The 13,223-nt window shown below is 69.1% G+C and carries 17 protein-coding genes; 13 read left to right on the top strand and 4 right to left on the bottom strand.

Annotated elements, in window-relative coordinates; translation table 11 throughout:
- Positions 1-32 precede the first annotated feature (32 nt).
- Positions 33-1,427 (bottom strand): oxygen-independent coproporphyrinogen III oxidase, encoded by a 1,395-nt coding sequence (gene hemN / locus AC3ANK_RS02315; RefSeq protein WP_484172039.1) that lies wholly within the window; start codon positions 1,425-1,427, stop codon positions 33-35.
- 143 nt (positions 1,428-1,570) lie between these two features.
- Between hemN and AC3ANK_RS02320 the strand changes: the two genes are divergently transcribed.
- Positions 1,571-2,365 (top strand): lytic transglycosylase domain-containing protein, encoded by a 795-nt coding sequence (locus tag AC3ANK_RS02320; RefSeq protein ID WP_484172040.1) that lies wholly within the window; start codon positions 1,571-1,573, stop codon positions 2,363-2,365.
- A 5-nt stretch (positions 2,366-2,370) separates the two neighbouring features.
- On the opposite strand, the gene AC3ANK_RS02325 is transcribed toward AC3ANK_RS02320, so the two are convergent.
- Positions 2,371-2,868, bottom strand: coding sequence for a hypothetical protein (locus tag AC3ANK_RS02325; protein WP_206860154.1), 498 nt, complete (start codon positions 2,866-2,868; stop codon positions 2,371-2,373).
- A 142-nt stretch (positions 2,869-3,010) separates the two neighbouring features.
- Here AC3ANK_RS02325 and AC3ANK_RS02330 point away from each other — a divergent pair, with 142 nt between their 5' ends.
- The 12 genes from AC3ANK_RS02330 (at position 3,011) to AC3ANK_RS02385 (ending at position 11,934) form a co-directional block, all read left to right on the top strand.
- Positions 3,011-3,520 carry a hypothetical protein gene (locus AC3ANK_RS02330; RefSeq protein WP_206860153.1) on the top strand — a complete coding sequence of 170 codons (510 nt, stop codon included), beginning with the start codon at positions 3,011-3,013 and terminating at the stop codon, positions 3,518-3,520.
- A 1-nt stretch (position 3,521) separates the two neighbouring features.
- Entirely contained in the window at positions 3,522-3,710 is a 189-nt protein-coding gene (locus AC3ANK_RS02335) for a CPXCG motif-containing cysteine-rich protein (protein ID WP_484172041.1), read from the top strand.
- 301 nt (positions 3,711-4,011) lie between these two features.
- Entirely contained in the window at positions 4,012-4,386 is a 375-nt protein-coding gene (locus AC3ANK_RS02340; RefSeq protein ID WP_484172042.1) for an EF-hand domain-containing protein, read from the top strand.
- A gap of 155 nt (positions 4,387-4,541) precedes the next feature.
- Positions 4,542-5,261 carry an HAD family hydrolase gene (locus AC3ANK_RS02345; RefSeq protein WP_206860150.1) on the top strand — a complete coding sequence of 240 codons (720 nt, stop codon included), beginning with the start codon at positions 4,542-4,544 and terminating at the stop codon, positions 5,259-5,261.
- Positions 5,262-5,385: 124 nt separating this feature from the next.
- Positions 5,386-5,841, top strand: a complete 456-nt coding sequence (locus tag AC3ANK_RS02350) for a hypothetical protein (RefSeq protein ID WP_206860149.1) — start codon at positions 5,386-5,388, stop codon at positions 5,839-5,841.
- A gap of 65 nt (positions 5,842-5,906) precedes the next feature.
- Positions 5,907-6,623, top strand: a complete 717-nt coding sequence (locus AC3ANK_RS02355; protein ID WP_206860148.1) for a hypothetical protein — start codon at positions 5,907-5,909, stop codon at positions 6,621-6,623.
- Positions 6,624-6,702: 79 nt separating this feature from the next.
- Positions 6,703-7,197 carry a GNAT family N-acetyltransferase gene (locus AC3ANK_RS02360; RefSeq protein ID WP_484172043.1) on the top strand — a complete coding sequence of 165 codons (495 nt, stop codon included), beginning with the start codon at positions 6,703-6,705 and terminating at the stop codon, positions 7,195-7,197.
- A 33-nt stretch (positions 7,198-7,230) separates the two neighbouring features.
- A complete protein-coding gene (dusA, locus tag AC3ANK_RS02365; RefSeq protein WP_206860146.1) occupies positions 7,231-8,238 on the top strand; it encodes a tRNA dihydrouridine(20/20a) synthase DusA in 1,008 nt (335 codons plus the stop codon).
- The gene (locus tag AC3ANK_RS02370; RefSeq protein WP_206860145.1) at positions 8,235-9,146 is read left to right on the top strand and encodes an arginine deiminase-related protein; all 912 of its coding nucleotides are present in this window, start codon (positions 8,235-8,237) and stop codon (positions 9,144-9,146) included. The genes dusA and AC3ANK_RS02370 overlap by 4 nt, the downstream gene beginning before the upstream one ends.
- Positions 9,147-9,186: 40 nt before the next feature.
- On the top strand, positions 9,187-9,645 hold the full coding sequence (locus AC3ANK_RS02375) for a hypothetical protein (protein ID WP_242524996.1): 459 nt from the start codon (positions 9,187-9,189) through the stop codon (positions 9,643-9,645).
- 66 nt (positions 9,646-9,711) lie between these two features.
- Positions 9,712-10,395: a response regulator transcription factor gene (locus AC3ANK_RS02380; RefSeq protein WP_115841270.1), complete on the top strand. Its 684-nt coding sequence runs from the start codon at positions 9,712-9,714 to the stop codon at positions 10,393-10,395.
- Positions 10,396-10,512: 117 nt separating this feature from the next.
- Positions 10,513-11,934 carry an ATP-binding protein gene (locus tag AC3ANK_RS02385; protein ID WP_484172044.1) on the top strand — a complete coding sequence of 474 codons (1,422 nt, stop codon included), beginning with the start codon at positions 10,513-10,515 and terminating at the stop codon, positions 11,932-11,934.
- A 133-nt stretch (positions 11,935-12,067) separates the two neighbouring features.
- Here AC3ANK_RS02385 and AC3ANK_RS02390 read toward each other — a convergent pair whose 3' ends face one another.
- Positions 12,068-12,817 (bottom strand): M90 family metallopeptidase, encoded by a 750-nt coding sequence (locus AC3ANK_RS02390; RefSeq protein WP_242524995.1) that lies wholly within the window; start codon positions 12,815-12,817, stop codon positions 12,068-12,070.
- 21 nt (positions 12,818-12,838) lie between these two features.
- Entirely contained in the window at positions 12,839-13,105 is a 267-nt protein-coding gene (locus tag AC3ANK_RS02395; protein ID WP_206860143.1) for a hypothetical protein, read from the bottom strand.
- Positions 13,106-13,223 lie beyond the last annotated feature (118 nt).

The raw sequence follows: 13,223 nt of genomic DNA on the forward strand, positions 1-13,223 counted from the left end.
GCTTCCGCCTGGCGGCGTTGACTCGCCCGCGCCTAGACCGTCCGCGAATAGCGCGCCGGCGCCGCCTGCGGCTGCCGGAGGTACGCGTCGAAGCACATCGCGATCACCCGCAACAGCAACCGCCCCTCGCGCGTGGCGACGATGCGTTCGGGCTCGATCCAGACCAGCCCGTCGTCCTGCAGGGGCTGCAGGCGGGCAAGCGCGTCGGCGAAGTGGTGCGTGAAGTCGATCCCGTGCGCGCGCTCGATCGCGCCGATGGTTATTTCGCCCTGGCACATCAGGCGCTGGATCACGTCCGCGCGCAGCTGGTCGTCGTCGGTCAGGCGCAATCCGCGCCACACCGGCAGGCGCGGCGCGTCGATCGCCTCCTCCCACGCCGGCAGTTCGCGCGGATTCTGGCTGTAGCTGTCGCCGATGCGGCTGATCGCGCTCACGCCGAAGCCGACAAGATCGCAGTCGGCATGCGTGGTGTACCCCATGAAATTCCGATGCAGGCCGCCGCGCGCCTGCGCGAGCGCGAGCTCGTCGTCGGGCAGCGCGAAGTGGTCCATGCCGATGTACACATAACCGGCGGCGGTGAGCCGTTCGATCGCCAGTCGCAGCAGTTCCAGCTTGAGTTCGCTCGACGGCAGGTCCTCGGCGCGGATCTGCCGTTGCGGCTTGAACAGTTCCGGCAGGTGCGCGTAGCTGTAGACCGCGAGGCGATGCGGGCGCGCGGCGACCACGATGTCGAGCGTGCGTGCGAAGCCATCCAGCGTCTGCAACGGCAATCCATAGATCAGGTCGACGTTGACCGAGCGCATGCCCTGCGTGCGGCACGCGTCGATGATCGCCAGCGTCGCGTCGACGTCCTGCTGGCGATTCACCGCGCGCTGCACGTCGGGGTCGAAATCCTGCACGCCCAGGCTCGCGCGGTTGAAGCCGGCGTCGGCGAGTCCGGCAACATCGTCCGGTGTGAGTTCGCGCGGATCGAGCTCGATCGAGATGTCGCGATTGGCAGCAGTGCTGAAGCGGAAATGGTCGCGCAGGTCCTGCACGGTCGCGCGCAGCTGCGCGGGCGTGAAGAAGTTCGGCGTGCCTCCGCCGAAGTGCAACTGCACGACTTCGCGGTCGGGATCGAACAGGCCGGACATCATCCCGATCTCGCGCGCCAGTCGCGTGCGGTAGGGCTCGCTGCGCGCGCGGTCGCGCGTGATCACGCGGTTGCAACCGCAGTAGAAACACGGACGCGCGCAGAACGGCACGTGCACATAGAGCGAGAGGCGGCGGGGAATCGGATCGCCGTTGCTGCCCAGGGCCGCGTCGCGCAGCTGCTGCGCGCCGAAATCCGCGCTGAACTGGGGCGCCGTGGGATAGGAGGTGTAGCGCGGGCCGGGCCGGTCGTAGCGGCGCAGCAGTTCGGTGGGAAAGGGCGGCGCGATGGGCATGCGCGGAGCCTATCGGCGCCGGTCCGGGGCCTTTTTGACCTGGGTCAATTCGCGTCCGCGAGCCTGTGGGCGTGCGGTCCCGGCCGACGGACGGCACGGCTTCGTTGCATTCGCGTTCGGGTGCGCTGCCTAGAATCCGCGGGATGGTCCGCTCCCGTTCCGCCGTCGCGCTCTTCGCACTGGCGCTCCTGGTCGCCGGCAGCGTGGAAGCACGCACCGTATACCGCTGCGTGCGCGATGGCACCGTCAGTCTGTCGACCGCGCCGGAGCCCGGCTCGCGTTGCACGGCCAAGCACATCGACGACAACGCCGCGAGCGTGACGAACCTGTTCGGCACCGGCGAAGCGGTGAGCGGCGTGCTGTACGAACGCATGCAGGACGGCAAGCCGGTGTACGGCACGCGCAAGCTGCCGGGCGCGGTGAAAGTGCTGTCGTTCACCGTGCCGGCGCCGCCGGGCGAGCCCGCGCATGCAGGCCTCGGGCGCGTCGGTCCGCCGAAGCTGGATCGCTATCCGAAGCAGTTCCGCGCCGCGGCGAAGGCGACGGGCGTGGACGAGGCCTGGCTGCGTGCGATCGCACACGCGGAGAGCGATTACGACGCCGCAGCCGTTTCGTCGAAAGGCGCGCAGGGCGTGATGCAGTTGATGCCCGATACCAGCCGCGAATACGGCGTCGCCGACCCGTTCTCGCAGGACGAATCGATCATGGCCGGCGCGCGTCACCTGCGCGCGCTGATGCGTCGCTATCGCAACGACATGACGCTGGTCGCGGCGGCCTACAACGCGGGCATCGGGACGGTCGCGCGTTATGGCGGCGTGCCGCCTTACGCGGAAACGCAGGCGTACGTCGCGAAGGTGCAGGCCTTGCATGGGCGCTATCGCGCCGCGCTGGAGAAACCTTCGGCCAAGTCGCGCAGCGGCGCGCTCGCCTCGCCGTAACGCGCTTACGCCATCGCCTTGGTCGATTCGTAGGGAAGATGCGTGCCGCCGGCGGCGACGATCTGCGTTTCGGTGCGGTCGAGGAAATCCTTGTCGCCGTCGAGCACGACGAGAATGCGGCCCTCCTGGATTTCCGCATCGAACTTGCGGCGGATCGGGTCCGGCAGCGACGAACCCACCAGCGCCGAGGCCCACGATCCCACCAGCGCGCCGGCCACCGCCGCGGCGGCTGCGCCGGCGAGCGTCAGGCCGATCGGCGTGATCACGATCGCCGCCAACCCCGCGAGCAGGCCCGCCGCGCCGCCGTAGCCTGCACCGCGCAGGGCGGCGGGCATGAGGTCGGTGTCGGCTTCCTTCAGTTCGTTGGGGATCTCCTCCAGTTCGATGTCCGAACGCGCGACGAGCAGGATGTCGTCGTCGTGCACGCCGGCGCTGCGCGCGGCGTTCATCACGGCCTGCGCGGTGTCGAGATCGGGCGTGCTGAATACGTGGCGGACTTTCATCGGAGCCTCCCTCATCCGTGCTGCCGGCGCACGGTATGGATGCCCGCAGCTTTGCCGCGCCGCGGTTATTGGGACGTGATGAACGCGGGTCTCGCGCGCGCGGTGATAAGGTGCGCGCACCTACCGACACGGGTGCCGAACCATGCGTCTTTCCGCGCGTTCTTCCGTACTGTGCGGCGCGATCGCCGCGTGCGTGCTGGCGGCCTGCCAGGCGCCCTCGACGTCGGAACAGGCGCGGCCTGTCGCCGACACGCCGCAGGTCACCGCCGACACCTCGCAGCAACCGGCCCGTTCGACCGACCAGCCCGCACCAGGGGAAGCCGCGGCGCCCGCAGCGCCGGCCGTCACGCCGGCGGCGTTCACCGATAAGGTATGGCGCGTCAAGTCGTCGAGCGCGGTGGAACCCGACACGGTGTACGCGTTCCTGTCGGACGGAACGCTCGTGATCGATTCGCCGAACGGCACGCCGATGCGCGGCGAGTGGCGCTTCGAGAACGGCCAGCTGACGATGGTCGAGGAAGGGCAGGCGTATCCCACCGACATTCTTCGCCTGGACGCAAGCGAGCTGCACCTGCGCAGCCACAACCCCGGCACGCCGGTCGACATCGTGCTGACGCTCGCACCGGACGAGGCGCTGCCGAAGGCGAAGTGACGTGCTGCCTCCGGTCGACGTGACGTGCCCCTACTGCGGCGAGCCGCTGACGCTGTTTGTCGACGATTCCGCGGGCGCGCAGTCGTACGTCGAGGACTGCCACGTGTGCTGCCGTCCGATGGTGGTGCGCGTGCGCGTGGACGGGGACGGCGAACTCGACGTCAGCGTCGATCGCGAGGACGAGGCCTGAAGGACGCGGTCAACGCGCCAGCAGGGGAGGCGTTGACCTGTGGCGCGGTGAAGGTTGTGTTCCGTTCAGCCACCAGACGCGTGCGGGGCGCGCGATAACTGCGGCGCAGGTCACGCTCGAGCGTGTCGGACATCACGACCGAGGCGCCTTCCTAGCCTCCACGCACGCTCGAATGGTTAAGGCAACGTTGCCTTAACGGCCGGGCACGCGCGCTCGTTCATCGCGGACACGTCAAGGTCGATCCGTGCGGCACGCCTCGGGCAAGCACGCGCAGAACTTCCTTCCCTCCAGGAGACATCGCATGACCATCCAGAACCGCAAGCCGCTGCTCGCCGCCGCCGCACTGGCCGCCTTCCTCTCGGCGCCGCTCGCCTTCGCGCAGACCGCTTCGCCGCAGCCGCAGGATCCGACCACCTCGTCCGACCAGGCCGGCGCCGCCGGTGCGTCGGATACGAGCGCGGCGCAGGGCAGCAGCTCGGGCAAGAAGAGCTGGTCTGACGTCGACACCGACAAGAACGGCTCGCTGAGCAAGTCCGAAGCCTCCAGCGTGCCGGCGCTGAGCCAGGTCTTCGACCAGGCCGACGCCGACGCCGATGGCGCGCTGACCGCCGACGAATACAAGGCCTACGTCGCCAAGGCGCAGGGCGGCGCGGCGGGCAACAGCGGCGGCAAGTAAGGCGCCGTTGCGGTCGATCCGTCCAACTCGCGCATTGGTTGGACACGGAACAAGGGCGGCTCCGGCCGCCCTTGTCTTTGCTCGTGTCGTGCGAATGCCGCAACCGCCATCGTCACGCCGGGCCGCGCGACATCCGCCTCCATTAAACTGCCCGCATGACCGCCATCCAGCTGATCGGCTTCGACGCCGACGACACCCTCTGGCGCAGCCAGGACTATTTCGACGACGCCCAGCTCGAATTCGAACGCATCGTCGGCACCTACGTGGACCTGCGCGACGCGCGCGTGCAGGAGCGCCTGTACGAAGTCGAGAAGCGCAACATCGCGCTGTTCGGCTATGGCGTGAAGGGCATGGTGCTGTCGATGATCGAAGCGGCGGTGGACATCACCGCGCAGCGCATCGAGGCGCGCGACGTGCATCGCATCGTCGAACTCGGCAAGGCGCTGCTGCGCCATCCGGTCGAACTGCTGCCGGGCGTGCGCGAGGCGGTGGAAGCCATTGCCGCGGACTTCGACGTGGTGCTGATCACCAAGGGCGACCTGTTCCACCAGGAAGCGAAGGTGCGCCAGTGCGGGTTCGCCGATCTGTTCCGGCGCATCGAGATCGTCAGCGAGAAGGATGCGGCGACGTACGCGCGGCTGCTGGACGAATTCGAACTGCCGGCCGAGCGCTTCGTCATGGTCGGCAACTCGCTGCGTTCGGACATCGCGCCGGTCCTGGAACTGGGCGGGTGGGGCATCCACGTGCCGTACCACACCACCTGGGGCCACGAGAACGAAGCCGACGTCGCCGACGACGCGCCGCGCCTGCGCCGCATCGCCAGCGCGCACGAACTGCCCGGCGCGGTGCGCGACCTCGCCGCCCGCGCGGCTTGAACACGTTCCCCAACCGCGGCTGAGCGCACGCGGGGCGGCCCGGCCGGATTAAAAAGGCGTTCACCGCGCCAGCCGCATCGTGGCCGCAAGGCCCGCGGGGTGCGGGCATCGAGGAGCGCAGACAATGGCCACCGTCCTGACCCGATGGTTCGCCCCGATGGTGCTGGCCGCAGGACTGGGCGCCGTCGCCGCGACCGCGCCGGCACCGGCGCGCGCCGGCGACGACTGGGCGCGTGTCGTGGTGGACGTCGCCGACGTGATCTATCACGGCGGCTATCCGTACTACCGCTACGACCGCGGCTATCGCGACCGCCTGGTCGTCGTGCACGACTACCGCGGCCGTCCGAACTACTACCGCCGCGTATACCGCGCCGGCCCGCCGTACGGCAACGCGTACGGATACTGGAATTCCCCGCGCGGGCGCTGCAACAAGCACGGCAAGTGCACCACCCATTACTACGACGCGCGCTACGACCGTCGCTACGATCGCGGCTACTACCACCACGACCGCCGCTGGGACGACCGCCGTTACCATCGCGACTATCGCGACCGTTACGAGCGCCGCTGGCGCGGTGACTGATCATGGGCGTGGACCATAAGGGGATGCCTTCGTGGCGTCCCTTCGACGACGAGAGGAGCTTGGACATGGCGATGACGTGGCGTGCACGACTCGGCGCGGTGCTGGTGGCCGCCGCGGCGACGCTCGGCTGGGGCTCGGCCTCGGCGCAGGACTACACCTTCGGCTGGAATCCGCGCTCGGGCGACGTCTGGGTCGATACCTGGCTGTCGGACATGAACCGCTACGGCACGCGTTACCGCGATCCGTTCGTGGACGAGATGGTGCGTTACTACGGCGCGCCGCGCGATCTGGTCAGCGAACTGCTGGTGGATCGCCGCTGGGCGCCGGGCGACGTGTACTTCGCCTGCGCGATCGCCTCCGTGCTGGGCCGCCCGTGCCGCTACGTCGCCGACGTGTGGGAGCGCGACCACGGGCTCGGCTGGGGCGCGGTCGCGAAGAACCTCGGCATCAAACCGGGTTCGGCGGAATTCCACCGGCTGAAGAAGGGCTTCGTCCCGAGTTACGACCGCTGGGGTCGCAGCATCACGCTCGATGCCGACCTCGCGCGCGATTTCCCCGGCCGGCCGCGCGAACCGGCCAGGGCGAAGCAGGGCGGGGGAGCGTCGAAGTCCTCGGACAAGGGACCCTCGAACAAGGGCGCTGCGTCTTCGGGCAAGACGAAGGCGGCCGGCAACAAGGACGCCGGCAGCAACAAGGGAAACGACAAGGCCGGCGGCACTCCGAAGGGCAAAGGCAACGGCAAGTCCGACGGGAAGCAGAAGGGCGGCCCGAACAAGGGCTGAGTCCGGCCCGTGTTGCGTTCCATGCGGCGGCTTCGGCCGCCGCATGCGTTTGGGGCGCGGCGGCGCCTATCATGGCGGCATGAACGCCCCCACCATCCGCATCGTCGATTACGCGCCGTGCTGGCGCGAGGACTTCGCCCGACTCAACCTGGAATGGCTCGAACGCTGGTTCACGGTCGAGCCGATCGACCGTGAAGTGCTGGGCGATCCGGAAACCCACATCCTCGCCCACGGCGGCCACGTGCTGTTCGCCGTCGACGGGGACGACCGCGCCATCGGCACCGTCGCGCTCAAGCGCGAATCCGACGGCGTGTACGAACTCACCAAGATGGTGGTGGCGCCGGACGTGCGCGGCGGCGGCGTCGGCCGCAGGCTGATGCTGGGCGCGCTCGACCTGTTCCGCGCGCTCGGCGGTCGCGAACTCTTCCTCGAATCCAACCGCAAGCTCGGTCCCGCGCTGGCGTTGTACGAAAGCGTCGGCTTCCGCCATCACCCCGCGCCGCGCCCCGGTTCGCACTACGCGCGCGCGGACGTGTACATGGTGTGGGAACCGTACGGCCCCGCGCCGGCGTGACGTGAACGCACCCGGGTAACGGATAATGCCCGCATGAAAGGCCTTGTCCCGCCCCCCGCCCAGATCCGCCTCTCCGTTGCGCCGATGATGGACTGGACCGACACGCACTGCCGTGTCTTCCACCGCCTGCTCGCGCCGCACGCACGGCTGTACACGGAGATGGTGCATGCCAACGCGGTGATCCACGGCGATCGTGCGCGCCTGCTGGCGATGGATCCGGTGGAGCATCCGGTGGCGCTGCAGCTCGGCGGCAGCGAGCCGGAGCTGCTCGCGCAGGCGGCGAGGATCGGCGCGCAGCACGGCTTCGACGAGATCAACCTCAACTGCGGCTGCCCGTCCGATCGCGTGCAGGCCGGGCGCTTCGGCGCGTGCCTGATGCGCGAGCCGCAGCTGGTCGCCGAAAGCGTCGCGGCGATGGTCGAAAGCTGCGACGTGCCGGTGACGGTGAAGTGCCGCCTCGGCGTCGACGACGATCACGACTGGGACCGCTTCTTCGCCTTCATCGACACCGTCGCGAAGGCGGGCTGCGGCATGTTCGTGATCCACGCGCGCAACGCGTGGCTGCAGGGACTTTCGCCGAAGGAAAACCGCGAAGTGCCGCCGCTGCGTTACGACTGGGCGTATCGGCTCAAGCGCGAGCGGCCGGAGTTGCAGATCGTCGTGAACGGCGGCATCGCCACGCAGGAAGAAGCCACCGCGCACCTCGCGCACACCGACGGCGCGATGCTGGGGCGCGCGGCATACCACGATCCGTACCTGCTGCATCGCCTCGATGTCGCCTGGTTCGGCGGTGACCCGCGCACGCGCGGCGAACTGCTGCGCGCGCTGCGTCCCTACATCGAGGACCAGATTGCGCGCGGCGTGTACCTCAAGCACATCACGCGCCATCTGCTCGGGTTGTTCGCCGGCGAACGCGGCGGACGCGCGTTCCGGCAGGTGCTCAGCGAGGGCGCGCACAAGCCGGGCGCGGGCTGGTCGCTGATCGAACACGCGCTGGCGGTGACCGGATCCTTCGCCGGCGAGCGCGTGGACGCCGCATGATCACGCGCGATTCCGCCGCGTTCTTCGCGCATGCGCGCACCCTGTCGCACGACTTCGGCCCGGCGACGGCGCAGGCGGCATTCCTGGTCGCGCCGGAAGGCTTCTGCCTGGCCGAGCAGTCCGCGCAGGACAACCGCTACATGGCGCAGGCGTCGTGCTTCGATGCCGAATGCGCGCTCACCCAGCATCGCGCGCTGCATCGCGCGATGTCGCAGGTGCTGCCGACATTGTGCTTCCCCGGCGACGCCGACACGCCCGATGCGGTGTTCCCCAACAACGTCTTCGCCACCGCGCGCGGACGTTACGTGGTCGCGCGCATGCGCCATGCGGTGCGCCAGCGTGAGGCCGGCCGCGCCGACATCCGTGGTTTCCTTGGCGGCGTGCTGGATTACGCGGAGATCGACCTGTCTGGGCAGCCGCACCCGTGCGAACTCACCGGCTCGCTGGTGATCGACCGCGCCCGTGGGCTCGGCCTGTGCGGCCTGTCCGAACGCTGCGACGAGGAGGGCGCTCGGCTGATGCACGAAGCGTTCGGCCTGCGCGCGACGCTGATGTTCGACCTCGCGCCGGGCGAGTACCACGCCAACGTCGTGCTCGCGGTGCTGGCGGGAAGGGCGGCGATCGTGAGCCCCCGCGGCTTCGCCGATCCAGCGGTGGCGCAGGGCATCGCCGATTTCTACGCGCCCAACGCCGTGGTGCTCTCGCAGGCCGAACACGCCGCCTTCGCCGGCAATGCCATCGCCCTGTCTGCGGACACGGTCTGGATGAGCGCCCGCGCCGATGCCGCGCTCGATCCGCGGAATCGCCAGTTGCTCGCGGCGGCCGGGTTCCAGGTGCGGGCGGTCGAGCTGGATGCCATCGAAGCGGGCGGCGGCTCGCTGCGGTGCTGCATCGCCGAGATTTTCTAGCCTCCGGCCCGAAATCGGCTGCCTCCGAGCCAAGGTCTGAATGATCGCCGTTGGCAAGCAGAAAAGTTCAGACCGGATTCACCGCATCGTTTCAAGAATGCACACTGTCGCACGGTCGTGCGATATTGCCCCGTTCGTGTGCCCAGTCTCGATGAAGATGCCGTCTTTCCGACCGTTGCCACTCGCCCTGCTCGCCGCGCTGCTCGCGCTGGCCGGCGCCGTGTCGGCACAGGATCGCGGCGGTCCGCATCGGGGTGACCGCGGCGATCGGGGGCACGGCCGCGCCAGCGACCGCCAGGCCCTGTCGGACTCGGTGCGCCGGGTCGAACGCCGCACCGGCGGTCAGGTCCTGAGCGCCGAGCGGGTCCCCTACGACGGCCGCGACGTCAACCGCGTGAAGGTGGTCGATTCGAGCGGGCGGGTTCGCATCTACATGGACGATCCGCAGTCCCGCGACCGCCAGCAGCAGGAAAACCGTACACGCCGCGACGACGACTGACCCGCCACGCTCTCGGGGGCCCGCCGGGGTAGCGGCCTAGACAGAACGACAGACATTGGAGTCCACATGCGAATTCTGCTGGTCGAAGACGAAGCTCCGCTGCGCGAAACCCTGGCCGCCCGCCTGAAGCGGGAAGGGTTCGCGGTGGATGCCGCCCAGGACGGCGAGGAAGGCCTCTACATGGGCCGTGAAGTCCCGTTCGACCTCGGCATCATCGACCTGGGCCTGCCGAAGATGTCGGGCATGGAGCTGATCAAGGCCCTGCGCGACGAAGGCAAGAAGTTCCCCGTGCTGATCCTCACCGCCCGCTCCAGCTGGCAGGACAAGGTGGAGGGCCTCAAGCAGGGCGCCGACGATTACCTGGTCAAGCCGTTCCACATCGAGGAGCTGCTCGCCCGCCTCAACGCACTGGTCCGCCGCGCCGCCGGCTGGAGCAAGCCGACGCTGGAATGCGGCCCGGTCGTCCTCGACCTCGCCGCGCAGACGGTGAGCGTCAACGGCAGCAACGTCGACCTGACCAGCTACGAGTACAAGGTGCTCGAGTACCTGATGATGCACGCCGGCGAACTGGTCTCGAAGGCCGACCTCACCGAGCACATCTACCAGCAGGACTTCGACCGCGACTCGAACGTGCTGGAAGTCTTCATCGGCCGCCTGCGCAAGAAGCTCGATCCGGACGGTTCGCTCAAGCCGATCGAGACCGTGCGCGGTCGTGGCTACCGCTTCGCCATCGCGCGCAGCGGAGACTAAGCACCAGCGCACGGTTTCGATGAGCCAGCAGCGCCGGGCGTCGGCGAGTCATCGTCAACGCATGGCGCGCTGGGTACCCTTGGCGGCGATGCCGTCGCCCGTTTCCGACTTCGCCCCATGCCACGCCGCCCGCCGCAAGTGAGCTGGGGCCAGCCGCGCTCGCTCCAGGCGCGCCAGTTGCTGGCGGCGAGCCTGGGCCTGGTCGCGTTCCTCGCGCTCGCCGGCTACGCGCTCGACCGCGCGTTCCTGGAAACGGCCGAGAGCAACATGCGCCAGCGCCTGCGCAGCCTCGCGCTGGCCTACGTCGCCGGCGGCGAGTTCGCCCGCAACGGCGAGTTCATTCCGCCGTACGAAACCGTCGACCCGCGCCTCGAACGCCCCGGCAGCGGCCTCTACGCGGAAGTCGTGCTGCCCAACGGGCATTGGGATTCGACCTCGGCGCAGGGGCCGATCCTGCCGGCGGGCAAGATGCTCGATCCGAACCAGGAAATCTTCGAGCGCGCGCTGCCCATCACCGAGATCAGCGGCGAGGCCGGCGAAGCCTATCGCTACGGCCGCGGCCTGATCTGGAGCGCCGGCAGCGACGACGCGCGCGCCGAATTCCCGTACACGATCTACGTGCTGGAAGACACGACCGCGCTGAGCCGGCAGGTCAGCGTGTTCCGGCAGGCGCTGTGGCGATACCTCGGCGGCGCCGGCCTGATCCTGCTGCTCTTGCAGGCGGTGATCCTGCGCTGGAGCCTGCGACCGCTCAAGCGCGTGGTCGATGAACTCAAGCGCGTGCAGCGCGGTCTCGCCTCGCGCATGAGCGGACGCCATCCGCGCGAACTGGAACCGCTTACCGAGAGCATCAACGCCTTCATCGAGAGCGAGCGCGAGAACCTCGACCGCCAGCGCAACACGCTCGCCGATCTCGCGCACAGCCTGAAAACGCCGCTCGCCGTGCTGCGTGCGCGCAGCGGCGAGGACGTGCCCGTGCACGAACTGCGCGAGGAAATCGACCTGCAGGTGCGACGCATGAGCGACCTGGTGTCGTACCAGCTCGCGCGCGCCGCGCGTTCGGGCCACGTGCTGTTCGCAGCGCCCTTGGAGATCGAGCCGTACGCCGACCAGATCGTGCGCAGCCTGGAGAAGATCTACGCATCGAAGGGCGTGATCTGCGAGTTCGACATCGACGCCGACGCGCGCTTTTACGGCGAGCCGGGCGACCTGCAGGAGGTGCTCGGAAACCTGATCGAGAACGCCTTCAAGTGGGCGCGCTCACGCGTGCTGCTGACGGTGAAGGAAGGCGAGATCGCGCCGAACCGTCGTCCGGGTTTGCTGCTCGCGGTGGACGACGACGGCCCCGGCGTACCGGAGGACAAGATCGACATGGTCCTGCAGCGCGGCGTGCGCGGCGACGAGCGCGTGCAGGGCCACGGCATCGGCCTTGCGACCGTGCAGGACGTGGTGCGCAGCTATCGCGGCACGCTCGATGTCAGCCGCTCGGCCGAACTGGGCGGGGCGCATTTCGAGGTGGTGCTGCCGCCGGGGCTGTAAGCCCCGCCTCATGCCGTCATCCCCGCGAAGGCGGGGAGCCATGCAAGCGTGCATCACCGCCTTCAAAGGCGGAGCAGTGTGGGGAGACGGATTCCCGCCTTCGCGGGAATGACATCAAGGAGCGACCGGTCTTCTACCCGAACGGCGACGGCCCGTAGAAACGCTCCAGATGCGCCGCGACCTGCGGCATTTCCGCACGCAACGTGCGCGGGTCGCTGAAGTGGTACTCGGTGACGACGGCGAAGAACTCCTCGGGAGCTTCGGCGGCATACCCGTCGATCGCAGTTTCGCGGCCACGATCCACCTGTTTCGCGAGCCTGTCGTACGCGACCTGGAAATCGCGCGCCCATTCCTTCTGCCACGGACGCGGCAACGGCGGCGTGCCGTCGAGCGCGCCGTCGAGCACGTCGATCTTGTGCGCCATCTCGTGCGCGGCGACGCAGAAGCCGGCGCGCGGATCTTCGCAGTCGGCCACGATGTCCGCCCACGACAGGATCACCGGCCCCATTTCCCACGCCTCGCCGATCAGCTCGTCCTGCCACTCGTGCAGCACGCCGGCCGCATCGACGTGCGTGCGGTTCACGCGGAACGCGTCGGGGTAGACGATCAGCTGCGACCAGCCGCGCAGGCCTTCGGCGCCGAACTCCAGCAGCGGCAGGCAGCACAGCGCGGCGAGGCTGACGCGTTGCGCGTCGTCGAGCGCGAGCTCGCCGATCGGCGTGATGGTTTTCTCGTGCAGGAAGCGCGCGGCCAGCTCGCGCAGTCGCGCCTCGCGTGCGCCGTCGAGCGCGTGCAGCCACGGCACGAAATCGCGCGCGGCGTGCCAGGAATCGTCGGGGATCGGTGCGGGCGAGAGCCGCAGGCGCCGGAAGAAGCTCAGCAAATCACGACGCCCGCGCAGGAATCAGCGGAACATGCCCGGCAGGAAGCTGTGCCAGCGCGGCGACTGCATGCGGCCGGCGCTGGAGCCGGCATCGCTGTGGACGCTCGGACGGGCCGGCTTGACGTCGCGCACCGGTGCGCTCGCGCGCGGGGTCGCCCGCACGCTTTCGCGTGCGATCGAGGACGCCTCCGGGCAGCTGCCGCTGTTGGCGGAGCTGAGCTTGATCTCGCGCGCGGCCACGGTCGAACTGGCGACCACGATCAGCAGGCACAGGCAGATCCGGAACATGGCGGAATCCTCGGACGGACCCGGGGCAGACCCCGGGCAAGGCTGGACTATACCGCGAAAAAGAAACGTCGGCCGGGCGGTCGGGTGGCGCATTGCAACAACTCTCCGTGTTCAGGCG

It is taken from the genome of Lysobacter sp. SCRH-1R, from assembly GCF_057747855.1.